We start from the raw sequence: 25,397 nt of genomic DNA, 5'->3' as shown, positions 1-25,397 counted from the left end.
GAAAGAAGGGACGCCGGAGCGTCCCTTGCAGATCATGCGGGGCTGGAGTCGAGCGACGAATTGAGCGGATCAGGTGAGCGCAGGCTCCGCCTGGGGTACGTCGATCCCGATGCTGTCGAGCAGCGAGTCTCCGTCGTGCTGAGCGGCGGCCGCGTTCAGCGCGTCATTTTCGGACTGAATCCGTACGAGCTCGGACTCGAGGTCCTGGACGCGCTGCTGAAGCCGTCGCATCTCGGCGAGGAGTCGCGGATCGGAACCGCCGACGTAACCGAGAAGCGCCTTTGCCATGATGGATGGTCCTCCACACTGAGTGACCGACCGAAGCGGTGTGGGTCGTGAGGGAATCGCACCCGCGGATGTCCGGCAGCGACTGACAGTCACTGCGCTTACTACTGCCAACACTGCCAAACAGCTCAGGTGCGCGGGGCTTCCAGCGTCTCACCAAAAAGTTTGACGGTCAACACGATCACGCCCCGTATCGGCGGGCAGCCCGGGCCCCGCAAGGGGCGTGGAGATCATCCTCATCTCCGAGCCTTCCACGGATCGGCCGCGCCGGCAACGCGTCGGCGGAGAATGCGCAGATCCGACCGTGTGCGGACGATCTCAGGGTGTGATCAGTACATGATCAGGCGATCCGTCATCGCATCGCGAACCCGTCGTAGCCACCGCGCGGTGTGCCCCAGATCTCTGTCACTCCGTCGACCTGGCCGGGCGTGTCGGCCGACTGCAGCCAGTCGAGCAGCCGGTGGCAATTCTCACGTTGACCTTCCGCCACCACCTGCACCCGCCCGTCGTCGAGATTGAGCGCGAAGCCGACGATCCCGCCGATCTCCAGCGCGTTCTCCCTGGTGAACCAGCGGAAGCCCACTCCCTGCACACGGCCCCGCACCCAGGCGATCAGGCGGACGTCTTCATTCATGCGTGAACGCTAACGGGGCAAACACTTTTGGGTCACATCGCCCCCCGGCCCCATGCCGTACAGTCGCGCACCAATGAACTCACCCGTTTGGGTGAGTTAGGACGATCTTGACCTGGTAAGGAAGGCACGACGCCGATGGGACGCCACCGACTCCACGCCGCACCGAACCGCGGCGGCAAGCGCGGCACCGCCCTGCGCACCGGCCTGCTGGGCGTCTCGGTGGCCGTGGCCCTCGGGACGGCGGCCGTGACCACCGGCATGGTGCCGGTCGGCAGTTCCTTCCCCTATGTGGGAATCGCCGGCCCGGGTTCCGCCGACAAGACGGAGGCGGTGGCGAAGCCCTCGCCGAGCCGCGTCCGCAGCACGCCGGATCAGCAGGGGGGCCTCGCCAACCTGTCCGGTCGCGCCTCCGCGGGCACGGGTACCACCTCCGGCCCGTCGGCCTCCCCCTCCCCTTCCCCTTCCGTCATCCCGTCCGCCTCGCCGAGCCCGTCCGCGTCGGCCTCCGCGTCGGCTTCCGCCTCGCCCTCGCCCTCGCCGACCGCCTCGGCCCCGGCGAAGCCCGCTGCGAAGCCCGTTGCGAAGCCCACGCCGAAGCCCACGCCGAAGCCCTCCGCCCCGCCCTCCAAGGCCCCGGCGAAGCCCGCTCCCGTGCCGTCGAAGCCGCCCGTCCAGGTGCCGGCCGCCGCGCCGGCACCCTCTGACGGTCACTCCGCCGAGGAAGCGGCGGTGGTGGCCCTGGTGAACCAGGAGCGCGCTCAGGCCGGATGCGGTCCGGTCCGGGCGAACCCGCCGCTCGCGGCGCTGGCCGGATCCTTCAGCAAGGACATGGCCGTCCGCGGCTTCTTCGACCACACGGACCCGGACGGCAACACCCCCTGGGACCGCGCGGCCAAGGCCGGCCTCTCGGGCCTCGGCGGCGAGAACATAGCCCGCGGCCAGGGCGACGCCGAGGCCGTGATGAAGGCCTGGATGAACAGCCCGGGCCACAAGGCGAACATCCTCAACTGCGAGTTCCGCACCCTGGGCGTCGGCGCCCACTTCGCCGCCGGCGGCCCCTGGTGGACGCAGGACTTCGGCTTCTGACCAGGTCCTGGCGTCAGGGCCCCGCCCGCCCGCTGTGACGACGGGGCCTACGGCCGGAGGGGGATCAGAGCGCGGCCAGCGCCGCGCGGCCCGCGACGACGACGCGGGTGTGCTCCGCGACGCGCCGGCCCAGGTGCTCGGCGGTCGCGATGTCCGCCTTGTGGACCGCGTCCGCGCCCTCGTCCGAGTTGGACTGCGCGGCCGCGCCGGCGAAGACGCCGAGGCGATTGAGGTCGTTCTCCGAGGCGGTGCTGGAGTTCCAGCCCGGCTTCAGGCCGAGGTTGACCCAGCTCATGCCGTGCTGCGCGGCCAGGATCTGGAAGAACTGCAGGGTGTGCAGCTTGTCGCCGCTCTTGGAGGCCGAGTTGGTGAAGCCGGCCGCCACCTTGTCCTGCCAGACGTCGCCGAACCAGCGCTTCGAGGTGGCCTCGGCGAAGACGTGGAAGGCGCCGGAGGCCGTGCCCATGTAGGTCGGGGAGCCGAAGACGATGGCGTCGGACGCGTCGAGCAGCGCCCACTGCGCGTCGTCGATCTCGTCGACCTTGATCAGGTGGACCGTCGCGCCCGCCTCGGCGGCGCCGTTGCGGACCGCCTCGGCGACGACGGCGGTGTGGCCGTAGCCGGAGTGGTAGGCGATCGAGACAACGGGGGTGTGCGTGGTTGCGGACAAGGCGGATCTCTCCCTCAGGGAAGTTCTCGCCGCACACGGGGCGTGGTGCGACGAAGGAAAGACAATCACTAACTTTTAGAAAGCGCAACCCACTGGATAGCGCTGCCCGAGGGTACGCTCTACTCATGGACACACCAGCGTTCTGCACCGAGGCCAGCGGATCCGAACTGCCGTTCGACGCTTTCGCGCGCACCTGCCCGTCCCGCGAGACCCTGGAGCACGTCACCGGCCGCTGGGGCAGTCTCACCGTGGGCGCGCTGCGCGAGGGCCCGTGCCGCTTCAACGAGCTGCGCCGCCGGGTGGAGGGCGTGAGCGAGAAGATGCTCTCCCAGACCCTGCACGCGCTGGAGCGCGACGGCATCGTCAACCGCGAGGCGCAGCCGACCAACCCGCCCCGCGTGGACTACGAACTGACCCCGCTCGGCGTCGAGGTGGCGGACCGTCTGCTCTCCCTCATCCACTTCCTGGAGGGGAGCATGCCGGAGGTGCTGACCGCCCGGCAGACCTACGACGACGCGCGCGGAGCCCGCTGACACCGCGGACAGAAGTAGCTGGACCTGTTCATCCAGGGGCGGCGGCGCATCGGCGTGCCGCAGCGCCGGCAGGGCTCGTCCTCGCGCCCGTAGGCGTCGAGCGAACGGTCGAAGTAGCCGGACTCGCCGTTCACGTTGACGTAGAGGCTGTCGAAGCTGGTGCCGCCCACGTCGAGGGCGGCCTTCATGACGTCCCGGACATGGCCGAGGAGTTCCGCGCTCCGGGGGCGCGTGAGGGTGGCGGTCGGGCGCTCGTAGTGCAGCTTGGCGCGCCACAGCGCCTCGTCCGCGTAGATGTTGCCGACCCCGCTGATCAGGGACTGGTCCAGCAGCGCCCGCTTGACCGTGGTCCGCTTGGCGCGCAGCGCCAGGTGGTAGGCGCCCTCGTCGAACAGCGGGTCCAGGGGGTCGCGCGCGATGTGCGCGATGACGTCGGGCAGCCCGTCGGGGGTGTTCTCGTGCAACGAGAGTCCGCCGAAGGTCCGCTGGTCCACGAAGCGCAGCTCGGTCCCGGCGCCGTCGCCGAAGCGCACCCTGATCCGCAGGTGCTTCTCGTCCGGTGCCCCTTGCGGCTGCACGAGCAGCTGTCCGCTCATCCCCAGATGCCCCAGGACGGACAGGTCCCGCTCCAGCAGGGGCAGCCACAGGTACTTCCCGCGCCGCTGCGGCACCCCGAAGGTCTGCCCGCCGAGGCGGGCCGCGAAGTCGGCCCCGCCGCCCGGGTGGCGCCGTACGGCCCGCGGGTGCAGGACCTCCACGGCCGCGACGGTCCGCCCGGCCACCCAGCGCTCCAGCCCCCGCCGCACGACTTCGACCTCGGGCAGCTCGGGCACGGTGTTCCTCCGGTGGCGATGCGGTCTGGGCGCTGCCGCCGAGCCTACCGGCCCCGCCCCGGCCCCCGGGAAACGGGACCGCCCCGCCCTTGCGGGGCAAGGGCGGGGCGGGGGAATCCCGAAGGAAGGGTCAGGCGTCCTGCGCCGTGCCGGCGGGCTTCGGCGCCCCGCCGTCCTCGGCACCGGTCTCCGCCGCGGCCGAAGCCGGGACCTCGACCGCAGGAGCGGCGGCGGCAGCGGCCTCGGCCGCGATCCGCTCGTCCGCCGCGGTACGGATACCGCGCCAGGCGGATTCCGCCGCCTGCTGTTCCGCTTCCTTCTTGCTGCGGCCGGTGCCGGTGCCGTACGAGACACCACCGACGCGGGCGGCAGCAGTGAAGGTCTTCTCGTGGTCCGGACCGGTCTCGGTGACCAGGTATTCCGGTACGCCAAGACCTTCGGCCGCCGTGAGTTCCTGGAGACTGGTCTTCCAGTCCAGGCCGGCCCCGAGGTTCGAGGACTTCTCGATGAGCGGGTCGAAGAGCCGGTGAACCAGCTCCGAGGCCGCGTCGAGGCCCTGGTCGAGGTAGACCGCGCCGATCACCGCTTCAAGGGTGTCGGCGAGGATGGAGGCCTTGTCCCGGCCACCCGTGCCCTCTTCGCCCCGGCCGAGCCGGATGAAGGAGCCGAGTTCGAGGCCGCGCCCGACCTCCGCCAGTGCGCGCGAGTTGACCACCGCGGCCCGAAGCTTGGCCAGCTGGCCTTCGGGAAGATCCGGGTGGGTCGTGTACAGCGTGTCCGTGACCACCAGGCCGAGCACGGAGTCCCCGAGGAACTCCAGGCGCTCGTTGGTGGGCAGACCGCCGTTCTCGTACGCGTACGAGCGGTGGGTCAGTGCACGCACCAGAAGGGCGGACTCGAGTCGATACCCGAGCCGCCCTTCCAGAAGCGTGTGGGACGAGGCCGCGTTGTTACTGTCTGCCTGCTTCTCAGCGCTGGACAGCTCAGACATTGCGCCTCTCACCAGCCGCTCAGACCTCGAGGACCTGGCGCTTGTTGTAGGTGCCGCAGCTCGGGCACGCGATGTGCTGGAGCTTCGGCTCCTGGCAACGCTCACACGAAACCAGGGTGGGGACCGCAGCCTTCCACTGCGACCGGCGGTGGCGCGTGTTGCTGCGCGACATCTTCCGCTTCGGAACAGCCACGGCTACTTCTCCTGCTTCTCGGCGGCGCCCTGAACTCCGTCAGAGGCAGTGCCGCTCATGTTGTCCTTCTCGCCGTCCTGATCGGTCACGACGAGTCCTTGCAATGCCGCCCAACGGATGTCGACGGCGTCATGGTGGTGGTCCGGGTCGTCGTTCAGGCTGAGCCCGCAATCGGGGCACAGTCCGAGACAGTCCTCCCGGCACACCGGCTGCAGCGGCAGTGCGAGCACCACCACGTCGCGCAGCACGGGTTCGAGGTCGAACAAACCGTCCTCGAGGAAAAGCGTGTCCTCGTCGTCCTCGGCGTCGTCGGCCGGTTCCGCCTTGGAGCGGCTCCGGTCGTCGGCGTCAGGGTACGAGAACATCTCCTGGAAATCCGCCTTGAGCTCGCGCTCGACGGACTCCAGACACCTTACGCACTCCCCTACGGCCGATGCACGGGCGGTGCCTGTGACAAGCACCCCTTCCATGACCGACTCCAGGCGGAGCTTGAGCTTCAGCGGGCTGCCTTCCGGTACCCCGATGACCCCGGCGAGACCGAGGTCCGCCGGTGCCGCGATCTCACGGGACAGCCGCTGCATGGCACCAGGACGCCGACCCAGCTCGTGCGTGTCGAACACGAGGGGGTTGCGGTGGTCGAGGCGGGTATTCAGGGCCGTTCCTGCTTTCACGGATTGCTAAAGATCAAAATTTCCGCCGCGCGCGGGCAGCATGGACCGCGGTGCATACGCGCGACCGAACAGCCAGGATACCCGGCGCCGCGCTCTGCGCCCAATCCGGCCCTAGCGCCCCTGCTCGTACTGGCGCAGCTGGTCCAGGTTGATCATGCTCGTGTCGAAGAGGCTGGTCTCGTCGAGCGAGGGCTGCCGGCCCTGCGGCTCCTGGTACGCGGCATACGGATCCGGCTGCTGCGCATCGTAGTGCGCGGCGTAAGCCTCTCCGGTGGAGCCGGTGCCTGCACCGGAGTACGGGTCGGGCTGCTGCTGGTAGCCCGCGTAGGGGTCCTGGTGGCCCTGGTAGGCGTAGCCGTCCTGCTGCTGAAGCTGCCCGGCATACGGCGCGGCGTAGCCCGCTCCGGTGGAGCCGGTGCCTGCACCGGGGTACGGGTCGTACACCGGCTCCGGCTGCGCCGGGACCGGCGCCTGGGGCTGCTGGGGCTCGGCCAGTCCGGCCAGGAAGTCCGCGTCGCTCGACGAGCGGGCCTGCTGCGCGCCCGCCGCGTCCTGGGCGGCCATGTGCGCGCCGAGGTCGTCCGTGGGCACCCGGCCCAGCAGCTTCTGCCGGCCCCGCCCGACGGCCTCCAGGGTCTTGGAGAGCACCGCCTCGAAGGTCGCCAGCTTGGTGTCCACGTACGCGTCCGCCTGCTGCCGCTGCGTCTCGGGGTCGTGGCTGCGCTCGGGCGCGTCCGCGTCGGGGTAGCCCTGGTCGTCCAGCCCGGGGCCGCGGCCCAGCAGCTTCTCGCGGCCCCGGTCCACCGAACCGATGGTCTTGGTCAGCACGACCTCGAAGTTGGCGAGCTTGCTGTCGACGTAGTCGTCGGCCTCGGCCCGGATCTCCTCGGCCTCGCGGCGGGCCTCGTCGAGGATCCGGTCCGCCTCGGCCCGGGAGCGCCGCGCGATCTCGGTGTCGGAGATCAGCGAACCGCGCTGGCTGTGGGCGGACTCGATGATCCGCTCCGCCTCCCGGCGGGCCTCCTCGACCATCTGCTCCCGGCCGCCGATGAGCTCCTGCGCCTGCGCGAGCGAGCCGGGGAGCGCCTGGCGGACCTCTTCGAGCCGGGCGAGCAGCTCGGCGCGGTTGATCACGCAGGAGGCCGACATCGGCATGGACCGGGCGCCGCCGACGGCCGCGACGATCTCGTCGAGCTTCTTCTGCACGTCCATGGGGGCTCGCACTCTCTCGGCCTCGGGCGGTTCCTGAGACGGACGGGTCGACTTTAAGGCCAGCGGGCGGGCCCCCGACACTGGCTGACGGACCGTCAGCTGCTCAGCGGTCGCGCAGCCGCTCCATCAGCGCCGTGTGCACGTGCGCCGGCAACAGGTGGGCCACGTCGCCGCCCCAGGCGGCGACCTCCTTGACCAGCGAGGACGACAGGAAGCTGTAGGTGGGGTTGGTCGGCACGAAGAGCGTCTCGACGCCCGACAGCCCCATGTTCATCTGGGCCATCTGGAGCTCGTAGTCGAAGTCGCTGACGGCGCGCAGGCCCTTGACGATGGCCGGGATGTCCCGCTGCTTGCAGAAGTCGACGAGCAGGCCGTGGAAGGACTCGACCTGGACGTTCCCGTAGTCGGCCGTCGCCTCGCGGATCAGCTCGATCCGCTCCTCGACGGTGAACAGACCCTGCTTGGACTGGTTGATCATCACGGCGACGTGGACCACGTCGTAGAGCCGGGAGGCGCGTCCGATGATGTCGAGGTGTCCGTTGGTGATGGGGTCGAAGGATCCCGGACAGACGGCGCGGCGCAACTGAACTCCCTCGTTCATGAGTCTTCGCTGGTGAAGGCGGCGCGACCGTACCAAAGGGTGCCCTCGCCGTACTTCCGCGACCGGAGCGGCTCGAAGCCCTCGGGCCACGGGAAGGCACCGCTCCTGGTGCTGCGCTCCACGGTGACGAGCGCATCGCCGGTGAGCCAGCCATTGGACCGGAGTGTGAGGAGGATCTCGCGCAGATCCCCGTGGTCCACGGCGTACGGCGGGTCCAGGAAGACGATGTCGTACGGCTCCCCGGCCGCGGTGGCCGCCACGACCTGCTCGGCCTTGCCCGACCGGAATTCGGCGCCGGGCAGGCCCAGCGTCCTGATGTTGTCCCGGATCGCCTTGGCGGCCTTGGCGTCGGCCTCGACCAGCAGGGCGTGGGCCGCGCCCCGCGAGAGGGCCTCCAGGCCGACGGCTCCGGAGCCCCCGTACAGGTCGAGCACCCGGGCCCCTTCGACGCCGTGCAGCGACTCCCAGGTGGAGAAGAGCCCTTCGCGCATCCGGTCCGAGGTCGGCCGGGTCCCGGTGCCCGGGGGCACGGTCAGCCGTCGCCCGCCGGCGCTGCCGGCGATCACGCGGGTCATCTGGGGGGTCCTTCAATCGTCGGAGGGATCGGGCACCCCCATTGTCAGCCCTTCTCCAGGTACTGCTCCCGCTCGGTGTCCAGCAGGGCGTCCAGAGCCGTCCGCAGGCCGGGCAGCCGCTCCAGCTCGGGATCGTCGGCGACGACGCGGGTGGCCTCCTCCCGGGCCTGGGCGATGACCTCCTCGTCCTCGATGACGGCGAGCATCCGCAGCGAGGAGCGCACCCCCGACTGGGCCTGGCCGAGCACGTCGCCCTCGCGGCGCTGCTCCAGGTCGATCCGGGAGAGCTCGAAGCCGTCGAGGGTGGCGGCGACGGCGGCCAGCCGGGCCCGGGCGGGGCTCGCCTCGTGCATCTCGCTGACCAGCAGGCACAGGCCGGGCGCGGAGCCACGGCCCACGCGGCCGCGCAGCTGGTGGAGCTGGGAGACGCCGAAGCGGTCCGCGTCCATGATCACCATGACGGTGGAGTTCGGCACGTTCACGCCGACCTCGATGACGGTCGTGGCCACCAGCACCTTGACCTCGCCCGCGGCGAACCGGCGCATCACGGCGTCCTTGTCGGCCGGGTCCATCCGGCCGTGCAGCACCTCCACCGACAGCCCGGCGAGCGGTCCGCGCGTGAGCTGCTCGGCGATGTCCAGGACGGCGAGCGGGGGCCGCTTCTCGGCGTCGTCCTCGGCGGAGGCCTTCTTCTTCGGGTCGTCCTCGGCGTCGCCGATCCGCGGGCAGACCACATACGCCTGGTGGCCGTTCCCGACCTCCTCGCGGACCCGCTCCCAGGCGCGGGCGAGGAAGTGCGGCTTGTCCTTGGCGGGCACCACGTGGGTGGCGATCGGGGAGCGCCCGGCGGGGAGCTGGTCGAGGACGGAGGTCTCCAGGTCGCCGAAGACGGTCATGGCGACGGTGCGCGGGATCGGGGTCGCGGTCATCACCAGCAGGTGCGGCGGCTGCTTCCCCTTGGACCGCAGTGCGTCGCGCTGCTCGACGCCGAAGCGGTGCTGTTCGTCGACGACGACCAGACCGAGGTCGTGGAACTGCACCTTGTCCTCGATCAGCGCGTGCGTGCCGATCACGATCCCGGCCTCGCCGGTGACGAGGTCGAGCAGTGCCCGGCGCCGCGCGGGCATCCCCATGGACCCGGTGAGCAGGACGACCTTGGTGCCCTGGTCGGAGCCGCCGAGCATGCCGCCCTCGGCGAGCTCGCCCATCATCTCGGTGATGGAGCGGTGGTGCTGCTGGGCGAGCACTTCGGTGGGCGCGAGCATCGCGGCCTGCCCGCCGGAGTCCACGACGGCGAGCATGGCCCGCAGCGCGACCAGGGTCTTCCCCGATCCGACCTCGCCCTGGAGGAGGCGGTGCATGGGGTGGCTGGTGGAGAGGTCGTCGAAGATCTCCTTCGAGACGGTGCGCTGGCCCTCGGTGAGTGTGAAGGGCAGCTTGGCGTCGAAGGAGTCGAGCAGGCCGCCGGGGGCGGGGCGGCGGGGGACGGCCGGGAGCTGGGAGTCGGCGTGCCGACGGCGGGCGAGGGCCACTTGCAGGACGAAGGCCTCGTCCCACTTCAGGCGCTGGCGGGCGTCCTCGATGTCGGCCTTGGTGGCCGGCCGGTGGATCTTCAGCAGGGCCTCGGTGAGCGGGACCAGTCCGCGGCCCTCGCGCAGGGCCGCGGGCAGCGGGTCCACGGCCTCCTGGACGCCGGGCAGCACCGCGTCCACACACTTGGCGATCTTCCAGGACTCCAGCTTCGCGCACGCCGGGTAGATCGGGATGAGCTGGCCGGCGAAGGCGGTGGCGGCGTCACGGTCGGAGGCGTCCGCGCCGAGCGGCTCGTACGCGGGGTGCGCCAGCTGGAGCTTGTGGTTGAACTTCGAGACCTTGCCGGCGAACATCGCACGGCTGCCGGGCAGCAGGTCCTTGTGCGGCTTGTGCACCCCGGCGCCGAAGAAGACCAGCTGGAGCCGGCCGCTGCCGTCGGTGATGGTCACCTCCAGCCGTTTGCCGCGGCCCCCGTTGAAGGTCAGGATCCGGGCGTCGGCGACCTGGGCGACGACGGTCACGTGCTCGTCGATCTGGTCGGCGAGCTCGGCCAGCGAGGTCAGCTCGCCGCGCTCGGCGTACCGCCGGGGGTAGTGGTGCAGCAGGTCCAGGGCCGTGTGCAGGCCGAGCTGCTCGGCCAGCACCTTGGCGGTGGCGGGGCCGAGCGTCTTCTTGAGGTCTTCGTCGAGCGCGGGCACGTCTTCCATTGCACACCATGCCGCTGACAGGACCGCGGTTCGGCCCTCACTCCACGCCGATGAGGAGCGGCGCCGAATGGCGCCCGCCCCGGTAGGTGACGGTGTCCACGGCCAGGTGCCCGTGCTGTACGTACGCCTCCAGGCGCTCCGCGAGGGCGTCCGGCACCTCGGGCCCCAGGACCAGGGTGACGAGTTCGCCGCCGGAGCCCAGCATCCGCTCCAGTACGGCCTCGGCGGTCTCGGTGAGTCCCACGCCGATGACGGCGACGTCGCCGTCGATGAGGCCGAGCACGTCGCCGGCCTGGCAGATGCCGGCCGAGGTGAAGGACTGCCGTTCGGCGACGGCCAGTTCCGCGTAGCGGGTGGCGCCGGCCGCCGCCGTCATGGCGACGACGTCCTCGTCGAAGCTGCCGTCCGGGTCGTGCACGGCGAGGGCCGCCAGGCCCTGTACCGCGGACCGGGTGGGGATCACGGCCACCCGTACGCCGTCGGCGCGGGCCTGTTCGGCCGCCGCGGCCGCGACGGCGCGCAGTTCGGCGCCGCCCGGCAGGAGGACCACCTCGCGGGCGTGGGCGCGCCGGACGGCGTCGACCAGCTCCGCGACGGCAGGGACCTCGCCGGGCGGCACCAGCACGGTGGTCGCCCCCGCCTCCCCGCACAGCACGGCCAGCCCCTCGCCGGGGACGACGGCGACCACGGCCCGCTGGGCGCGCTCGCCCCGGCCCCGGCGCCGCTCGTCGCCGAAGTGCGTGATGCGTATCCGGTACGGCCGACCGGCGACGACCCCGGCCTCCACGGCCGCGCCCGGGTCGTCGACGTGGACGTGGACGTTCCACAACCCGTCGCCGCCGACCACGACCAGGGAGTCGCCGAGCCCGTCGAGCCGTGCGCGCAGCTCCGCGACGGCCGCGTCGGAGGCCTCCAGCAGGTAGATCACCTCGTACGCCGGCCCGTCCTGCTCCTGCGCGCAGGGCTCGGGCGGCTGCGGTAGGGGTACGGCCCGGCCGCGCACCGGCTCGGCGGCCGGCTCCCGGCCGGAGAGCGCCTGCCACAGGGCCCCGAGTACGGCGACGAGGCCGCAGCCCCCGGCGTCGACCACCCCTGCCCGGCCCAGCACGGCCAGCTGCCCGGGCGTCTCGGCCAGGGCGTCGCGGGCCGCGTCGTAGGCGGCCCCGGCCACGTCGGCGGCGGTCCCGGCGGCCTGCTCGGCGGCCTGCTCGGCGGCCCGCGCGGCCGCGGCGGCGACGGTCAGCATGGTGCCCTCCACCGGGTGGGCGACGGCCGCGTACGCCTCCTGGGCAGCCCGGGTCAGCGCCTCGGCCAGCAGCCTGCCGGGCTCCCGCCCCGCAGGCTCGTCACCGAGTACGTCGGCCACTCCGCGCAGGAGCTGCGCCAGGATCGTCCCGGAGTTCCCCCGGGCCCCGATGAGCGCCCCGTGCGCGAAGGCCCGTACGGCCCGGGCCCGGGAGGTCCCGGCCTCGGCGTGGGCCTCGTCCTCGAAGGCCGCCGCCAGGGCGCGGGCGGCCGATTCGGCGGTGAGGTAGAGGTTGGTGCCGGTGTCCGCGTCGGCCACGGGGTAGACGTTGATCGCGTCGATGTCCTCGCGGGCCCGGCCCAGTGCGGCCAGGGCCAGCGAGCTCCAGGTGCGCACCGCTTCGGCGTCGAGCTCGTCAGGGGGCTGCGGCTGCGGCTCGTGGGGCACCGGGCGTTCCTCCTTGTGCGGGCCGGGGTTCACCGCAGGGTAACCAAGGACTGCCCGGGCGTCCGGACCACGGGGCGGGGGCAGCGGCGGTCATGGTAGTTTTCTTGGACGGACGCAGTCGTTGTATGCTGCTCCGGTTGCCCGATGCGAGTCGGGCCATTCCCCCGGCAAACCACTTCAGACTCTCTGATTCCGGTGCGCCGGTTTCACTGTAATTGCATCTGAAGTCTTTGGAGTGACCTGTGGCTGCCAACTGCGACGTTTGCGCCAAGGGGCCGAGCTTCGGCAACAACATCTCCCACTCGCACCGCCGCACCTCGCGTCGCTGGAACCCGAACATCCAGCGCGTCCGTGCCGTGGTCAATGGGACGCCGAAGCGCCTCAACGCCTGCACCTCGTGCATCAAGGCCGGCAAGGTCTCGCGCTGACGCCTCACGTCGTAGCGCAGCCCTTCTCGGTTGCCAAAAGGAAGGCCGGTTCACCTCTGGTGAACCGGCCTTCTGCCTTTCCCGGACCGGGTGGGGCTCAGCGCCACCGCCAGGCGTGATCCACCGGGCCGATGCCCCGGCCGAGCGCGAACCCGCCGGCGATGGCGCCCGTGACGTACTCCTTGGCGGCCGTGACCGCCTCCGGGACGGACCACCCCTTCGCCAGCCCCGCCGCGACGGCGCTCGCCAGCGTGCAGCCCGTGCCGTGGGTGTGCGCGCCGGCGTGCCGGGGGGCCCGCAGCCACCGTTCGCCGGTTCCGTCGGTCAGCAGGTCCACGGCCTCGCCCCCGTGTGCCGCGAGGTGTCCGCCCTTGATCAGCACCCAGCGGGGCCCGTGGCCGAGGATCGCGTCGGCGGCCCGCCGCATGTCGTCCTCGGTCTCCACCACGACCCCAGTGAGCTGCGTCACCTCGTCCAGGTTGGGCGTGGCCACGGTGGCCGCCGGGAGGAGCTCCGTGCGCACGGCGTCCAGCGCCGAGGCGGCCAGCAGGGCGTCCCCGTGTTTGGAGACGCCCACGGGGTCGACGACGACCGGGGCGGGGGTGGCGGCCAGCAGCGCGGCCACCGTCTCCACCAGCACGGCCGAGGACAGCATCCCGGTCTTCACGGCCTGCACGCCGATGTCGTCCACCACGGCCCGGTACTGGGCCGTCACGGCCTCGGCGGACAGCTCCCAGACCCCGCGTACCCCGAGGGAGTTCTGCGCGGTCACAGCGGTCACCACGCTCATCCCGTGCACGCCGAGCGCCAGCATGGTCTTGAGGTCGGCCTGGATGCCGGCGCCGCCGCCGGAGTCGGATCCGGCGACGGTCAGGCACCGCGGCGGGGCGCCGGTCACGGTGCGCCGTCCTCGGCGGCCGGGTCGGCCCCGAAGTGGTCCCAGCCGCCGGTGCTCGTCCACGGGGCGCCGTCCACGGTCACCTGGGGCAGCGCGGAGCGGTTCAGCACCTCCCCGATGACCTTCCAGCGCGCGGGGAGCTTCACGTCCGGCGGGAAGGTGGCCACGATCGCGTGGTCCTCTCCCCCGGTGAGCACCCACTGCAGCGGGTCCACGCCGACGGCCTGCCCGATGTCGTGCATCTGGGTCGGGATGTCGACGGCCGCCGAGCGCAGGTCGATCCGGACCTTGCTGGCCTCGGCGATGTGCCCGAGGTCGGCGATCAGGCCGTCGCTGACGTCGGTCATGGCGGTGGCGCCGAGCCCAGCGGCCGCGGGACCCGCGTGGTACGGCGGCTCGGGGCGCCGGTGGGCCTCCACGAAGGCCCGCGGGGAGCGGAAGCCCCGCGAGAGCACGGCGAAGCCCGCCGCGGACCAGCCCAGCCAGCCGGTGACGGCGACGACGTCGCCGGGCTGGGCGCCGGAGCGCAGGACGGGCTCGTGGTTGCGCAGGTCGCCGAGGGCGGTGATGGCGACGGTGATGGTGTCGCCGCGCACCACGTCTCCGCCGACCACGGCCGCGCCGGCGACCTGGCACTCGTCGCGGATGCCGTCCATCAGCTCGGTGGGCCAGGTGACCGGCAGCTCGGCCGGGACGACGAGGCCGAGCAGCAGCGCGGTCGGCACCGCGCCCATGGCGGCGATGTCGGCGAGGTTCTGGGCGGCGGCCTTGCGGCCGACGTCGTAGGCCGTGGACCAGTCGCGCCGGAAGTGCCTGCCCTCCAGCAGGAGGTCGGTGCTCGCCACGACCCGCCGGTCGGGGGCCGACACCACCGCGGCGTCGTCGCCCGGACCGAGCCGGACCGCCGGGGTGGTGGTGAGCCGTGAGGTGAGCTCCCGAATGAGCCCGAACTCCCCCAGCTCGCCCACAGTGCCCTTCATCGCTGTGCCCCTTCTTGCCCAGTCCGCTTGCGGTCGCGAGCCGTCACAGCTCTGGGTACCGTCAACAGATACGTCAACTTCTGCTCTCCGTACGCCCCGCTGTGCGTGGCGCCGGGCCCGCAGGTCTCCCCGCGGCGCACGGCGACGCGGTACCGTGGCGTCCCTTCTTCCCCCGGCCCTTGCGATCGTGTGGGGCCCACCCGAAGGTTAGGGGAAATGATCCTCGTGGCCGCCCTGGAGGTTCCGTGGTACAGGCGTACATCCTTATCCAGACCGAGGTGGGCAAGGCGTCGTTCGTCGCCGAGTCCATCGGCCAGATCCCGGGGGTGATCCAGGCCGAGGACGTGACGGGCCCGTACGACGTGATCGTGCGCGCCCAGGCCGACACCGTGGACGACCTCGGCCGCCTGGTCGTGGCCAAGGTCCAGCAGGTGGAGGGGATCACCCGCACCTTGACCTGCCCGGTGGTCCATCTGTAGCCCCCGTCTACTCTTGGCCGGTGATGACCCTCCACCGCCGGCCCGTCCGCGTCCGTGTTCCGTCGGCCTTGTCCGCCGTGCCCGCCGTGTCGGTCCTGCTGGCCCTCGTGGCTTGTTCCCCGGGCGGTTCACAGGCCCGGGTCGATCCGCCGCCCACGCCGCCCGCCGACATCGCGGGGTTCTGTGCAGCACTGCACGAGGAGCTCCCCGAGACGGTGGCCGGCCTGGCGCGGACCCCGACCGAGCCGCAGTCCGGTCTGACGGCCGCGTGGGGCGGCTCGGCGATCGTACTGCGGTGCGGTATCCCCAAACCCCCCGAGATGGCCGATCCGAAGCAGGAGGGCGTCCACGTGAACGAGGTGGCCTGGCTGCTGGAGAAGCTCCCGGGAGGCGGGTTCCGGTTCACCACCGGGCTGCGGAAGGCGTACACGGAGGTGCGGGTCGACAAGGAGCATGCCACGGACGCGGGGATGCTTGTCGGGCTGTCCGACGTCATCGCCAAGACCGTGCCCGAGGGCATCTCGTCCTACTGAGCACACCGCCGCCCGCCGAACCCTGCTCTTGAGAGCGGGCTCGGCGGGCGGTCGGCTACGGGCGTCCCGGGCGGCTAGCGCAGCCCGGTGGAGCGGCGGAGCGCGGCCTGGATCAGGAGGTCCACGAGCTCCTGGTACTCGATGCCCGACTCCTGCCACATCCGCGGGTACATGGAGATCGGGGTGAAGCCCGGCATCGTGTTGATCTCGTTGATGACGAACTCGCCGTCCTCGGTGAGGAAGAAGTCGGCGCGCACCAGGCCCTCGCAGGACGCGGCCTCGAAGGCCTCGATCGCGAGCCGCTGCACCTCGGCGGTCTGCTCCGGGGTGAGCGGGGCGGGGACGATCCCGGAGGCGGAGTCGATGTACTTCGCCTCGAAGTCGTAGAAGTCGTGGCTGGAGACCGGCGGGATCTCGGCGGGCGCGCTCGCGCGCGGACCGTCCTCGAACTCCAGGACGCCGCACTCGATCTCGCGGCCGCGCAGCAGCGCCTCCACGATGATCTTCGGGTCGTGGCGGCGGGCCTCCAGGATCGCCTCCTCCAGCCCGGAGGCGTCGTCGACCTTGGTGATGCCGATGGAGGAGCCGGCCCGGGCGGGCTTGATGAACAGGGGCCAGCCGTGCTCGGCGGCGAAGTCCAGGATCTTCGCCTCGGCGGCGTCCCGGTCGGCTTCCCACTCGCGGGGGCGGATGGTCACGTACGGGCCGACGCGCAGGCCGAAGGACGTGAAGACCCGCTTCATGTAGTCCTTGTCCTGGCCGACGGCCGAGGCGAGGACGCCCGAGCCGACGTACGGGACCCCGGAGAGCTCCAGGAGGCCCTGCAGGGTGCCGTCCTCGCCGTACGGGCCGTGCAGTACGGGGAAGACGACGTCGACCTCGCCCAGGGCCTTGGGGACGGCGCCCGGCTCGGTGTAGACGACCTCGCGGCTGGCGGGGTCGACCGAGAGCACGACGGCGCCGTCCTCGGAGTCGGCCAGCTCCTCGACGCTCGGGAGCTTGCGGTCGGCGATGGCCATCCGCGCGGGCTCGTCGGCGGTCAGTGCCCACCGGCCGTCCGTGGTGATGCCGATGGGCAGCACCTCGTACTTGGTGCGGTCGATGGAGCGCAGCACCGCGCCCGCCGTGACGACCGAGATGGCGTGTTCCGAGCTGCGGCCGCCGAACACGACGGCCACGCGGGGCTTGCGGCCCTGCTGCTCAGGGGTCTGGGGGAGGTTCTCGCTGCTCATATCGCCACGAGGGTACCCGCTCAGACGTCCGGAATGGAGTCAGCGCCGTTCCGGTTTGGCACTGCGTCCCATCAGTTCCTTCAGCGCGACCAGGGTCGGCTTGCCGTGGTGGACGATGTCCACGACCGTCTCGGTGATGGGCATGTCCACTCCGTACCGGTGGGCCAGATCGGCCACGGACTGGCAGGACTTGACTCCCTCGGCGGTCTGCCTGGTGACCGCGATGGTCTCCTCCAGGGTCATTCCGCGGCCGAGGTTGGTGCCGAAGGTGTGGTTCCGGGAGAGCGGCGAGGAGCAGGTGGCGACCAGGTCGCCGAGGCCCGCGAGGCCGGAGAAGGTCAGCGGGTCGGCGCCCATCGCCAGGCCCAGCCGGGTCGTTTCGGCGAGGCCGCGGGTGATGAGCGAGCCCTTGGTGTTGTCGCCCAGGCCCATGCCGTCCGCGATGCCGACGGCGAGGCCGATGACGTTCTTGACGGCGCCGCCGAGCTCGCAGCCGACGACGTCGGTGTTGGTGTACGGGCGGAAGTACGGGGTGTGGCAGGCGGCCTGGAGCCGCTGGGCGACGGCCTCGTCCACGCAGGCGACGACGGAGGCGGCGGGCTGCCGGGCGGCGATCTCACGGGCCAGGTTGGGGCCGGTGACGACGGCGACGCGCGCCGGGGGGACCTTGGCCACCTCTTCGATGACCTCGCTCATCCGCTTGGCGGTGCCGAGTTCGATGCCCTTCATCAGGGAGACGAGCACGGTGTCGGGGGCCAGCAGCGGCGCCCATTCGGCGAGGTTGCCGCGCAGGGTCTGGGAGGGGACGGCGAGGACGGTGAAGTCGGCGCCGCGCGCGGCCTCGGCCGGGTCGGTGGTGGCGCGGAGGTTCGCGGGGAGTTCGATCCCCGGGAGGTAGTCGGGGTTGGTCCGGCCGGTGTTGACGGCGTCGGCCAGCTCCTGGCGGCGGCCCCACAGGGTCACCTCGCAGCCGGCGTCGGCGAGCACCATGCCGAAGGCCGTGCCCCAGGAGCCGGTTCCGAATACGGCTGCCTTCACGGGACGTGTCACTTCTTGCCCTCCCCCGCGGCCTTGCGCCGCTGTTCCGCCCTGGCATTGCGATGGTCGTACGGCTGCTCGGGCGCGGTCTCTCCCCGCACCTCCTCCAGCAGCGCGGTGATGGCCGCCATGATGACCTCGGTGACCTCCTTGAGCACTTCCGGGGTGGGTTCCCGGTCGTAGAAGGCGGAAAGGTCGACGGGCGGTCCGGCCAGCACCTGGAGGGTCTTGCGCGGGAAGAGCCGGACCTTGTTCTCCCGCGCGTAGGGCGGCATCGCGAGGTTCGCGCCCCACTGGGCCACCGGAATGACGGGAGCCCTGGTGATCAGCGCGACGCGGGCGGCGCCGGTCTTGCCGGCCATCGGCCACATGTCGGGGTCACGGGTGAGAGTGCCCTCCGGGTAAAAGGCCACGCATTCGCCGCGCTCGATCGCTTCCACGGCGGCCCGGAATGCGTCCAGGGCGTTGGTGCTCTCCCGGTAGACGGGGATCTGCCCGCTGCCCCGCAGGATCGCGCCGACAATGGGGACCTTGAAGAGGGCCGCCTTGGCGAGCAATCGGGGCACCCGGCCGGTGTTGTACTGGAAGTGCGCGTAGGAGAGCGGATCCAGATACGAGTTGTGATTGACGGCGGTGATAAATCCGCCCTCGGCCGGAATGTGCTCCATTCCCCGCCAGTCCCGCTTGAAGAGCACTACCAGCGGCGGTTTTGCGATGACCGCCGCCAGGCGGTACCAGAAGCCGATTCTGCGGCGGGACACTCGGACACCTTTCCTCTGGACCGGTGGTGGGGTACCTCCCAGCGGTGGCTGGGGGAGCTTGGGCACCTCGTCGGCCGGACAAGTGTCGCCCCAGGCCCAGTCTCTGTCGAGAACACCGTACGCCCCGCTCACGCCACCGGACCCCCGGGCCGCAGGGGCGGAGGGGACAATGGGCCGACACATGACCCGGCCATGACCTGACCATGGGCCGTGGTTGTGCCGGAGCTCACCGGAGGGAAGGGGTCGGTCACGAACGCCGTCTGGAGCCTGGTGGTCCCGCTGAAGCCTCTGGCGGTGGCCAAGAGCCGTCTCGCGGCGGCCGTCGGCGGGTCCCGCCCGGGGCTCGCGCTCGCCTTCGCCCAGGACACCGTGGTGGGGGCGCTGGCCTGCGCCGCGGTCGCGGATGTGGTGGTCGTCACGGACGACGCGCAGGCCCGTACGGAACTGGCCCGCCTCGGCGCGCGGATCGTCGCGGACACCCCGGGGGCCGGGCTCAACGCGGCGCTGGCCCACGGGGCGCGGGCGGTACGGGCGGCCCGGCCCGGGGCGGCCGTGGCCGCGATGAACGCCGATCTGCCGGCGCTGCGGCCGCCCGAATTGCTACGCGTGCTCGAAACCGCCTCGGTATTTCCCCGGGCATTTCTGGCGGATGCGGCCGGAATCGGCACGACGTTGCTTTCCGCTGCGCCGGACGTGGAATTGGCACCCGCGTTCGGCGGTCCCTCGCGGGCCAGGCATTCGGCCTCGGGGGCGGTGGAAATCGCCCTGTCGGGAGTGGACAGCGTGCGCCGGGACGTGGACACGGCACGGGACCTGCGGACGGCGCTCGCCCTCGGTGTGGGCCCCCACACGGCCCGATACAGTGCCGGTATGCAGGCGACCGCGTACACGTACGACTCCCAGACCCGCAGCGGCAGTGTGCTGCTGGACGACGGCACCCCGGTGCCCTTCGAGGCGACGGCCTTCGACGCGGGCGGTCTGCGGCTGCTGCGGCCCGGGCAGCGGGTGCGGATCGAGACGGACGGCGAGGGCGCCGCCCTGCGGATCGTCCTGGTCACTCTGCAGACGTTCTGACCTGCGAAGACGCACCGCGGGCCGGCTTCCCCGACGGGAAACCGGCCCGGCGTGTGTGACTCGTGCCCTTACTTGTTGCGGGCGGTGGTCTTCTTCGCGGTGGCCTTGCGCGTCGTCGTCTTCTTGGCGGGCGCCTTCGTCGCCGCGGTGGCCTTCTTGGCGGCCGGAGCGGTCTTCTTCGCGGCGGTGGCGGTCTTCTTCGCGGCCGGGGCGGCCTTCTTGGCGGCTGCGGCCTTCTTCGCCGTGGCCGTCGCCTTCTTCGCGGTGGCCGTGCTCTTCACCGCCGCCTTCTTCGCGGTCGCGGTGGTCTTCTTGGCGGCGGCCGTCTTCGCGACCGTGGTCTTCGCCGCCGCCTTCTTGGCGGTGGTGGCCTTCTTCGCGGCGGCCTTCTTGACCGTCGCGGAGGCACCACCCGTGAGGCTGCCCTTGGGCGCCTTCTTCACCGACACCTCGCCGCCCTTGGGCAGCTTCTTGGTGCCGCTGACCAGGTCCTTGAACCCCTGGCCCGCACGGAAGCGGGGCACCGAGGTCTTCTTGACCCGGACACGTTCTCCGGTCTGCGGGTTGCGGGCGTAACGGGCCGGACGGTCGACCTTCTCGAACGAGCCGAAGCCCGTGACCGAGACCCGGTCGCCCGCGACGGTAGCGCGGACGATGGCGTCCAGTACCGCGTCGACAGCGTCCGCGGCCTGCTGGCGGCCGCCCAGCTTGTCGGCAATCGCTTCTACGAGCTGCGCCTTGTTCAACGTCTTCCCCTTCGGAGACTTCGCCAGAACGAATGTGTTCAAGCTTATTTCGCACGTTAGGCGGATATATACCGCAAATCAAACACGAAACGGGCTAATCACCCTAGTGCCGCAACGCTGTAGGCCGTTACGGAGTTCCTTCGCATCAGTCGCCTTCAGGGAATCGACCCTCGTCGAGGTCCTTCATCAACCTGTCCAGGCGCCTTGCCGCATCGGCGAGATCATGCTTCGCCGCGGCCGTGACGACCAACAGCTTCCGGGACAGCGCCATCCTTACGCCCTCCGGGACTTGCAGTGAGCGAACCCTTGTGTGTGCTTCTTTCAACCGGTCCGCGACGAGCTCGTAGAGCTCAAGTTGACTGTCGCGTTCCATGCACAGATTGTGCCATCTGGGGCGAGTTGTCGCCTCACGGGGCCTCAACACACAGCTGTGCCCCCCACCGTCCGGTGGGGGGCACAGTGTTGTCGATGTGATCACCCAAAGGTGAATAAGCGCTGATCAGGCAGGAATCAGGCCTGAATCGTACGCGGCTTGTAGGGCGGCCTGGCGCTTTCGTACGTGGCGATGTCCGCTTCGTTCTGAAGGGTGAGCGAGATGTCGTCCAGCCCCTCCAGCAGCCTCCACCGGGCGTTGTCGTCGAGTTCGAACTCCGCCTCGACGCCTTCCGCCCGCACCTGGCGGTCGACCAGGTCGACGGTGATCTCGGCGGTGGGGTCGGCCTCGGTCAGCTGCCACAGCCGGTCGACGGTCTCCTGGGGCAGGACGACGGTCAGCAGGCCGTTCTTGAGCGAGTTCCCGCGGAAGATGTCGGCGAAGCGGGAGGAGATGACCGTCTTGAAGCCGAAGTTCTGCAGGGCCCAGACGGCGTGCTCGCGCGAGGAGCCGGTGCCGAAGTCGGGTCCGGCGACCAGCACGGTGGCGCCGGCGCGCTCCGGACGGTTGGTGATGAACTCCGGGTCCTTGCGCCAGGCCTCGAAGAGCCCGTCCTCGAACCCGTCGCGGGTGATCTTCTTCAGCCAGTGGGCCGGGATGATCTGGTCGGTGTCGACGTTGCTGCGGCGCAGCGGAACGGCCCGGCCGGTGTGGGTGGTGAAGGCTTCCATGGTTCTCAGACTCCGGCGGTCGCGTGGGCGTCGGACAGGTCGGCGGGCGAGGCCAGATGGCCCAGTACCGCGGTGGCGGCGGCCACCTGCGGGGAGACCAGGTGCGTGCGCCCGCCCTTGCCCTGGCGGCCCTCGAAGTTGCGGTTGGAGGTGGACGCGGAGCGCTCACCGGGGGCCAGTTGGTCGGGGTTCATGCCCAGGCACATCGAGCATCCCGCGTGCCGCCATTCGGCGCCGGCCTCCTTGAAGACCTTGTCCAGGCCCTCCTCCACGGCCTGCAGGGCGACCCGGACCGAGCCGGGGACGACCAGCATCCGTACGCCGTCGGCGACTTTGCGGCCCTCGATGATCCCGGCGACGGCGCGCAGGTCCTCGATGCGGCCGTTGGTGCAGGAACCTACGAAGACGGTGTCGACCTTGATGTCGCGCAGCGGCTGTCCGGCGGTCAACCCCATGTACTCCAGGGCCTTTTCGGCGGCGTGGCGCTCCGAAGCGTCCTCGTACGAAGCGGGGTCGGGGACGCTGGCCGACAGCGGCGCGCCCTGGCCCGGGTTGGTGCCCCAGGTGACGAACGGGGCAAGCTTCGTGCCGTCGATGACGACCTCGGCGTCGAATACCGCGTCGTCGTCGGTGCGCAGCGTCTTCCAGTACGCGACCGCCGCGTCCCACTCCTCGCCCCGCGGGGCGTGGTCGCGGCCCTCCAGGTAGTCGAAGGTGGTCTGGTCGGGGGCGATCATGCCCGCGCGGGCGCCGGCCTCGATCGACATGTTGCAGATGGTCATGCGGGCTTCCATCGACAGCTTCTCGATGGCCTCGCCGCGGTATTCCAGGATGTAGCCCTGACCGCCGCCGGTGCCGATCCTGGCGATGATCGCCAGGATCAGGTCCTTGGCGGTGACGCCCTCGGCCAGCGCGCCGGTGACGGTGATCGCCATCGTCTTCGGGCGGGCCAGCGGCAGCGTCTGGGTGGCCAGCACGTGCTCGACCTGGCTGGTGCCGATACCGAAGGCCAGCGCGCCGAAGGCGCCGTGCGTGGAGGTGTGGGAGTCACCGCAGACCACGGTGGTGCCGGGCTGGGTCAGGCCCAGCTGCGGTCCCACGACGTGGACGACGCCCTGCTCGACGTCACCGAGCGAGTGCAGCCGGACGCCGAACTCGGAGCAGTTCTTGCGCAGCGTCTCCAGCTGGGCCCGGGAGACCGGGTCCGCGATCGGCTTGTCGATGTCCAGGGTGGGGGTGTTGTGGTCCTCGGTCGCGATGGTGAGGTCGAGGCGTCGGACCTTGCGGCCGGCCTGGCGCAGGCCTTCGAAGGCCTGGGGGCTGGTCACCTCGTGCAGCAGGTGCAGATCGATGAAGAGGAGGTCGGGCTCGCCTTCGGCGCGCCGGACGACATGGTCGTCCCAGACCTTCTCCGCGAGTGTCCTACCCATCGCTTTCCCTCCGGCTCACCGTCCCGGACCCAGTGGTTCGTGGACCCGTACATACAGACTCGCTGGTTCTTGGAAAAATTGAACTTGCGTTTCACAGTGTGAGACGTGAATATCGTTTCATGGACAACTCTAGCGGCGTCGGCGTTCTCGACAAGGCAGCTCTGGTACTGAGCGCACTGGAGTCCGGTCCGGCCACCCTCGCCGGGCTGGTCGCGGCGACAGGGCTCGCACGACCCACGGCACATCGCCTCGCCGTGGCACTGGAACACCACCGGATGGTGGCGAGGGACATGCAGGGCCGGTTCATCCTCGGTCCGCGGCTGGCGGAGCTCGCCGCCGCGGCCGGCGAGGACCGCCTGCTGGCCACGGCCGGACCGGTGCTCACCCACCTCCGCGACGTGACGGGCGAGAGCGCGCAGCTCTACCGCCGTCAGGGAGACATGCGCATCTGCGTGGCGGCCGCGGAGCGGCTGTCGGGCCTCAGGGACACCGTCCCGGTGGGCTCGACCCTGCCCATGAAGGCGGGCTCGGCCGCGCAGATCCTGATGGCCTGGGAGGAGCCCGAGCGGCTCCACCGCGGCCTGCAGGGCGCGCGCTTCACGGCGACGGCCCTCTCGGGCGTACGGCGCCGCGGCTGGGCGCAGTCGATCGGCGAGCGGGAGCCCGGCGTGGCCTCCGTCTCGGCGCCGGTGCGCGGGCCGTCGAACCGTGTGGTGGCCTCGGTGTCGGTCTCCGGGCCGATCGAGCGCCTGACCCGCCACCCCGGCCGGATGCACGCCCAGGCCGTCATCGACGCGGCCGCCCGCCTCACGGAGGCGCTGCGCCGCTCCGGCTGACCCGCCCCGACCCTTTCGTCCACCCCCGGGCCCGGGGGCGCGTGAGACGCCGCACACGTCCGAACACGCGCCGTCGGGCCCGTACTTGCGTCCCGCCGGAGGCCCGCACCGGCGCACACGGTGGCGGCGAACGACGAAGAGGCCCTCCGCGATGGACGCGGAGGGCCTCTTCGATGCGTACCCCCGACCGGATTCGAACCGGCGCTACCGCCTTGAGAGGGCGGCGTGCTAGGCCGCTACACAACGGGGGCTAGCTGGTGCTGCTGTTACTGCGCTGGGCTACCAGGACTCGAACCTAGAATAAGGGAACCAGAAACCCTCGTGTTGCCAATTACACTATAGCCCAAAGTGGTCTAGACCAGACCAACAGTACCCCCGACCGGATTCGAACCGGCGCTACCGCCTTGAGAGGGCGGCGTGCTAGGCCGCTACACAACGGGGGCCCTAGCGATCCTGCATCAAGACGTCCGGGTGCGACCCTGGAGATCTCGCGGGAAGGATCTGTACCCCCGACCGGATTCGAACCGGCGCTACCGCCTTGAGAGGGCGGCGTGCTAGGCCGCTACACAACGGGGGCAAAGCACTGCGTTACTGCTGCACTGCGCTGGGGTACCAGGACTCGAACCTAGAATAAGGGAACCAGAAACCCTCGTGTTGCCAATTACACTATACCCCACCAAAAGTCAACCCCCTGCGGGGTTTTCCTTCTTTGGTGGCGCCTCCGTCCGGCCTTTCGGCCCGCTCCGGCGGCGCAGAAAGAACATTACCGGATGCCTGACCGTGCTCCAAAACGGGTATCCCCTGCCAGCAGCTCCGGCAGCCCCTCAAGACCGGCGAGGCGGTGCACGCCGTCGGGACCGTCCCCGCGGCCGCCGTCGCGGTCGAGCCAGATCGCCAGCAGCCCGGCGTCCCGCGCCCCGCGCGCGTCGATCTCCGGCTGGTCACCCACGTACGCCACCTCGTCCGGAGCCAGCGCCATCGCCTCGCAGGCGGCCAGGAAGGCCCCCGCGTCGGGCTTGCTGACCCCGAGGTCGACGGCGCAGACCAGCACTTCGAAGCGGTCGCGCAGGCCGAGGTCACGCAGCTTGGGGTCCTGGTTGGCCGTGGAGGAGTTGGAGAGCACCCCGTGCCGGTAGTCGCCGGCGAGGGCGTCCAGCGCGGGCACCACGTCGGGGAAGACGGCCCAGTAGGTCTTGTAGTGCTCGACGTACCGGGCGAACCAGGCGTCCGCCTCGTCCGCCGTCATCCCGGGCATCCCGAGGAACTCCCGCACCCGCTCCCGGCGCTGCCCCTGGAAGGTGCCCTCGCCGGCCGCGAAGCGCGCCCAGTGCCGGTCGGTGATCTGCCGCCACAGCGCCAGCGCCTGCGCCGGGGTCCCGTAGCGCTCCGCGATCCCGTCGGCCTCCAGCTGCCGCGCGAGCCCGGCGGCATCGGCCCCCGTGTAGTCGAAGAGGGTGTCGTCGATGTCCCACAGAACGGCGCGGATCGGCATGGGGCCGAGCCTACGCCGGACGCCCGTCCCCCGTGGGCGGTACGGAAAAGAAAGATCGGCTGCGAGCCGGGACGGTCCCGGGACGGCCTCCGCAGCGGCGCGGGGGACGCCGGAGAACGCCGCAGGGGGCGGCGGCCGGTGGTCCGGCC

At 71.2% G+C, this 25,397-nt stretch carries 28 protein-coding genes, 5 tRNA genes and 1 pseudogene; 7 read left to right on the top strand and 27 right to left on the bottom strand.

Annotated features, from left to right (window positions below; genetic code table 11):
* Window positions 1-69 precede the first annotated feature (69 nt).
* Both ACFCZ1_RS20055 and ACFCZ1_RS20050 read right to left on the bottom strand, forming a co-directional pair.
* Window positions 70-288, bottom strand: a complete 219-nt coding sequence (locus ACFCZ1_RS20055) for a hypothetical protein (protein WP_073911092.1) — start codon at window positions 286-288, stop codon at window positions 70-72.
* Window positions 289-637: 349 nt separating this feature from the next.
* Window positions 638-919: an acylphosphatase gene (locus ACFCZ1_RS20050; RefSeq protein ID WP_376679609.1), complete on the bottom strand. Its 282-nt coding sequence runs from the start codon at window positions 917-919 to the stop codon at window positions 638-640.
* Window positions 920-1,054: 135 nt separating this feature from the next.
* On the opposite strand from ACFCZ1_RS20050, the gene ACFCZ1_RS20045 reads away from it, so the two are divergent.
* The gene (locus tag ACFCZ1_RS20045; protein WP_376679608.1) at window positions 1,055-2,005 is read left to right on the top strand and encodes a CAP domain-containing protein; all 951 of its coding nucleotides are present in this window, start codon (window positions 1,055-1,057) and stop codon (window positions 2,003-2,005) included.
* Window positions 2,006-2,069: 64 nt separating this feature from the next.
* Here ACFCZ1_RS20045 and ACFCZ1_RS20040 read toward each other — a convergent pair whose 3' ends face one another.
* Entirely contained in the window at window positions 2,070-2,675 is a 606-nt protein-coding gene (locus ACFCZ1_RS20040) for a flavodoxin family protein (RefSeq protein WP_376679607.1), read from the bottom strand.
* Between the two features lie 125 nt (window positions 2,676-2,800).
* On the opposite strand from ACFCZ1_RS20040, the gene ACFCZ1_RS20035 reads away from it, so the two are divergent.
* Entirely contained in the window at window positions 2,801-3,208 is a 408-nt protein-coding gene (locus ACFCZ1_RS20035; RefSeq protein ID WP_376679606.1) for a winged helix-turn-helix transcriptional regulator, read from the top strand.
* Here ACFCZ1_RS20035 and mutM read toward each other — a convergent pair.
* From mutM to ACFCZ1_RS19990, 9 genes are all read right to left on the bottom strand, one after another.
* Window positions 3,181-4,041: a bifunctional DNA-formamidopyrimidine glycosylase/DNA-(apurinic or apyrimidinic site) lyase gene (mutM, locus tag ACFCZ1_RS20030; protein WP_376679605.1), complete on the bottom strand. Its 861-nt coding sequence runs from the start codon at window positions 4,039-4,041 to the stop codon at window positions 3,181-3,183. The genes ACFCZ1_RS20035 and mutM overlap by 28 nt on opposite strands.
* Window positions 4,042-4,171: 130 nt before the next feature.
* Window positions 4,172-5,032, bottom strand: a complete 861-nt coding sequence (gene rnc / locus ACFCZ1_RS20025; RefSeq protein WP_376679604.1) for a ribonuclease III — start codon at window positions 5,030-5,032, stop codon at window positions 4,172-4,174.
* A gap of 19 nt (window positions 5,033-5,051) precedes the next feature.
* Window positions 5,052-5,225, bottom strand: a complete 174-nt coding sequence (gene rpmF, locus ACFCZ1_RS20020; RefSeq protein WP_003965982.1) for a 50S ribosomal protein L32 — start codon at window positions 5,223-5,225, stop codon at window positions 5,052-5,054.
* Window positions 5,226-5,227: 2 nt separating this feature from the next.
* The gene (locus tag ACFCZ1_RS20015; RefSeq protein WP_376679603.1) at window positions 5,228-5,896 is read right to left on the bottom strand and encodes a DUF177 domain-containing protein; all 669 of its coding nucleotides are present in this window, start codon (window positions 5,894-5,896) and stop codon (window positions 5,228-5,230) included.
* A gap of 111 nt (window positions 5,897-6,007) precedes the next feature.
* Window positions 6,008-7,108, bottom strand: coding sequence for a DivIVA domain-containing protein (locus tag ACFCZ1_RS20010; RefSeq protein WP_376679602.1), 1,101 nt, complete (start codon window positions 7,106-7,108; stop codon window positions 6,008-6,010).
* 103 nt (window positions 7,109-7,211) lie between these two features.
* Window positions 7,212-7,691, bottom strand: coding sequence for a pantetheine-phosphate adenylyltransferase (coaD, locus tag ACFCZ1_RS20005; RefSeq protein ID WP_328930438.1), 480 nt, complete (start codon window positions 7,689-7,691; stop codon window positions 7,212-7,214).
* A 14-nt stretch (window positions 7,692-7,705) separates the two neighbouring features.
* Complete coding sequence (gene rsmD, locus ACFCZ1_RS20000; protein ID WP_376679601.1) at window positions 7,706-8,284, bottom strand: 16S rRNA (guanine(966)-N(2))-methyltransferase RsmD; 579 nt, start codon at window positions 8,282-8,284, stop codon at window positions 7,706-7,708.
* A 44-nt stretch (window positions 8,285-8,328) separates the two neighbouring features.
* Entirely contained in the window at window positions 8,329-10,524 is a 2,196-nt protein-coding gene (gene recG / locus ACFCZ1_RS19995; RefSeq protein WP_376679600.1) for an ATP-dependent DNA helicase RecG, read from the bottom strand.
* A 37-nt stretch (window positions 10,525-10,561) separates the two neighbouring features.
* The gene (locus ACFCZ1_RS19990; protein WP_376679599.1) at window positions 10,562-12,217 is read right to left on the bottom strand and encodes a DAK2 domain-containing protein; all 1,656 of its coding nucleotides are present in this window, start codon (window positions 12,215-12,217) and stop codon (window positions 10,562-10,564) included.
* Between the two features lie 242 nt (window positions 12,218-12,459).
* Here ACFCZ1_RS19990 and rpmB point away from each other — a divergent pair, with 242 nt between their 5' ends.
* Window positions 12,460-12,645 carry a 50S ribosomal protein L28 gene (rpmB, locus tag ACFCZ1_RS19985; RefSeq protein WP_007266795.1) on the top strand — a complete coding sequence of 62 codons (186 nt, stop codon included), beginning with the start codon at window positions 12,460-12,462 and terminating at the stop codon, window positions 12,643-12,645.
* A gap of 97 nt (window positions 12,646-12,742) precedes the next feature.
* Here rpmB and thiD read toward each other — a convergent pair whose 3' ends face one another.
* Both thiD and ACFCZ1_RS19975 read right to left on the bottom strand, forming a co-directional pair.
* Window positions 12,743-13,543, bottom strand: a complete 801-nt coding sequence (thiD, locus tag ACFCZ1_RS19980; RefSeq protein ID WP_376679598.1) for a bifunctional hydroxymethylpyrimidine kinase/phosphomethylpyrimidine kinase — start codon at window positions 13,541-13,543, stop codon at window positions 12,743-12,745.
* A complete protein-coding gene (locus ACFCZ1_RS19975) occupies window positions 13,540-14,523 on the bottom strand; it encodes a thiamine-phosphate kinase (protein ID WP_376679597.1) in 984 nt (327 codons plus the stop codon). Before ACFCZ1_RS19975 ends, thiD begins: the two co-directional genes overlap by 4 nt.
* 245 nt (window positions 14,524-14,768) lie before the next feature.
* Here ACFCZ1_RS19975 and ACFCZ1_RS19970 point away from each other — a divergent pair, with 245 nt between their 5' ends.
* Window positions 14,769-15,002 (top strand): Lrp/AsnC family transcriptional regulator, encoded by a 234-nt coding sequence (locus tag ACFCZ1_RS19970; RefSeq protein ID WP_215013032.1) that lies wholly within the window; start codon window positions 14,769-14,771, stop codon window positions 15,000-15,002.
* Window positions 15,003-15,025: 23 nt separating this feature from the next.
* Window positions 15,026-15,535, top strand: coding sequence for a DUF3515 domain-containing protein (locus tag ACFCZ1_RS19965; RefSeq protein ID WP_376679704.1), 510 nt, complete (start codon window positions 15,026-15,028; stop codon window positions 15,533-15,535).
* Window positions 15,536-15,609: 74 nt separating this feature from the next.
* Here the strand turns inward: ACFCZ1_RS19965 and ACFCZ1_RS19960 are convergent, their stop codons facing one another.
* Genes ACFCZ1_RS19960 through ACFCZ1_RS19950 form a run of 3 tightly spaced genes read right to left on the bottom strand, consistent with a single transcriptional unit; the run spans window position 15,610 to window position 18,566 of the window.
* Window positions 15,610-16,767, bottom strand: a complete 1,158-nt coding sequence (locus tag ACFCZ1_RS19960) for a D-alanine--D-alanine ligase family protein (RefSeq protein ID WP_376679596.1) — start codon at window positions 16,765-16,767, stop codon at window positions 15,610-15,612.
* 39 nt (window positions 16,768-16,806) lie between these two features.
* Window positions 16,807-17,817 carry an NAD(P)H-dependent glycerol-3-phosphate dehydrogenase gene (locus tag ACFCZ1_RS19955; RefSeq protein WP_376679595.1) on the bottom strand — a complete coding sequence of 337 codons (1,011 nt, stop codon included), beginning with the start codon at window positions 17,815-17,817 and terminating at the stop codon, window positions 16,807-16,809.
* Entirely contained in the window at window positions 17,814-18,566 is a 753-nt protein-coding gene (locus ACFCZ1_RS19950) for a lysophospholipid acyltransferase family protein (RefSeq protein WP_376679594.1), read from the bottom strand. The genes ACFCZ1_RS19955 and ACFCZ1_RS19950 overlap by 4 nt, the downstream gene beginning before the upstream one ends.
* Before the next feature lie 210 nt (window positions 18,567-18,776).
* Between ACFCZ1_RS19950 and cofC the strand changes: the two are divergent.
* Window positions 18,777-19,439 (top strand): annotated as a pseudogene (gene cofC / locus ACFCZ1_RS19945) (2-phospho-L-lactate guanylyltransferase); the annotation flags it as partial.
* A gap of 269 nt (window positions 19,440-19,708) precedes the next feature.
* Here the strand turns inward: cofC and ACFCZ1_RS19940 are convergent.
* The 4 genes from ACFCZ1_RS19940 to leuC form a co-directional block, all read right to left on the bottom strand.
* Window positions 19,709-20,386 carry an HU family DNA-binding protein gene (locus tag ACFCZ1_RS19940; RefSeq protein ID WP_376679593.1) on the bottom strand — a complete coding sequence of 226 codons (678 nt, stop codon included), beginning with the start codon at window positions 20,384-20,386 and terminating at the stop codon, window positions 19,709-19,711.
* 145 nt (window positions 20,387-20,531) lie between these two features.
* The gene (locus ACFCZ1_RS19935; RefSeq protein WP_030009267.1) at window positions 20,532-20,759 is read right to left on the bottom strand and encodes a hypothetical protein; all 228 of its coding nucleotides are present in this window, start codon (window positions 20,757-20,759) and stop codon (window positions 20,532-20,534) included.
* 137 nt (window positions 20,760-20,896) lie between these two features.
* Window positions 20,897-21,490 (bottom strand): 3-isopropylmalate dehydratase small subunit, encoded by a 594-nt coding sequence (gene leuD / locus ACFCZ1_RS19930; RefSeq protein WP_376679592.1) that lies wholly within the window; start codon window positions 21,488-21,490, stop codon window positions 20,897-20,899.
* Between the two features lie 5 nt (window positions 21,491-21,495).
* Complete coding sequence (gene leuC / locus ACFCZ1_RS19925; protein WP_376679591.1) at window positions 21,496-22,920, bottom strand: 3-isopropylmalate dehydratase large subunit; 1,425 nt, start codon at window positions 22,918-22,920, stop codon at window positions 21,496-21,498.
* 119 nt (window positions 22,921-23,039) lie between these two features.
* Between leuC and ndgR the strand changes: the two genes are divergently transcribed.
* On the top strand, window positions 23,040-23,756 hold the full coding sequence (ndgR, locus tag ACFCZ1_RS19920) for an IclR family transcriptional regulator NdgR (RefSeq protein WP_007266782.1): 717 nt from the start codon (window positions 23,040-23,042) through the stop codon (window positions 23,754-23,756).
* A gap of 178 nt (window positions 23,757-23,934) precedes the next feature.
* Here ndgR and ACFCZ1_RS19915 read toward each other — a convergent pair.
* The 6 genes from ACFCZ1_RS19915 to ACFCZ1_RS19890 all read right to left on the bottom strand — a co-directional run bounded on the left by ACFCZ1_RS19915 (window position 23,935) and on the right by ACFCZ1_RS19890 (window position 25,248).
* Window positions 23,935-24,007, bottom strand: a tRNA-Glu gene (locus tag ACFCZ1_RS19915).
* Window positions 24,008-24,030: 23 nt separating this feature from the next.
* Window positions 24,031-24,102 (bottom strand) — tRNA-Gln (locus tag ACFCZ1_RS19910).
* Window positions 24,103-24,126: 24 nt separating this feature from the next.
* A tRNA-Glu gene (locus ACFCZ1_RS19905) sits at window positions 24,127-24,199 on the bottom strand.
* Window positions 24,200-24,260: 61 nt separating this feature from the next.
* Window positions 24,261-24,333 (bottom strand) — tRNA-Glu (locus ACFCZ1_RS19900).
* A gap of 27 nt (window positions 24,334-24,360) precedes the next feature.
* Window positions 24,361-24,432, bottom strand: a tRNA-Gln gene (locus ACFCZ1_RS19895).
* A gap of 87 nt (window positions 24,433-24,519) precedes the next feature.
* The gene (locus ACFCZ1_RS19890; RefSeq protein WP_376679590.1) at window positions 24,520-25,248 is read right to left on the bottom strand and encodes an HAD family hydrolase; all 729 of its coding nucleotides are present in this window, start codon (window positions 25,246-25,248) and stop codon (window positions 24,520-24,522) included.
* Window positions 25,249-25,397 lie beyond the last annotated feature (149 nt).

The sequence above is a fragment of the Streptomyces sp. NPDC056224 genome (genome assembly GCF_042267665.1).
Lineage (GTDB): Bacteria > Actinomycetota > Actinomycetes > Streptomycetales > Streptomycetaceae > Streptomyces.
The sequence above is the reverse complement of the archived record's forward strand: the minus strand, read 5'-3'. Positions and strand labels throughout refer to the sequence as shown.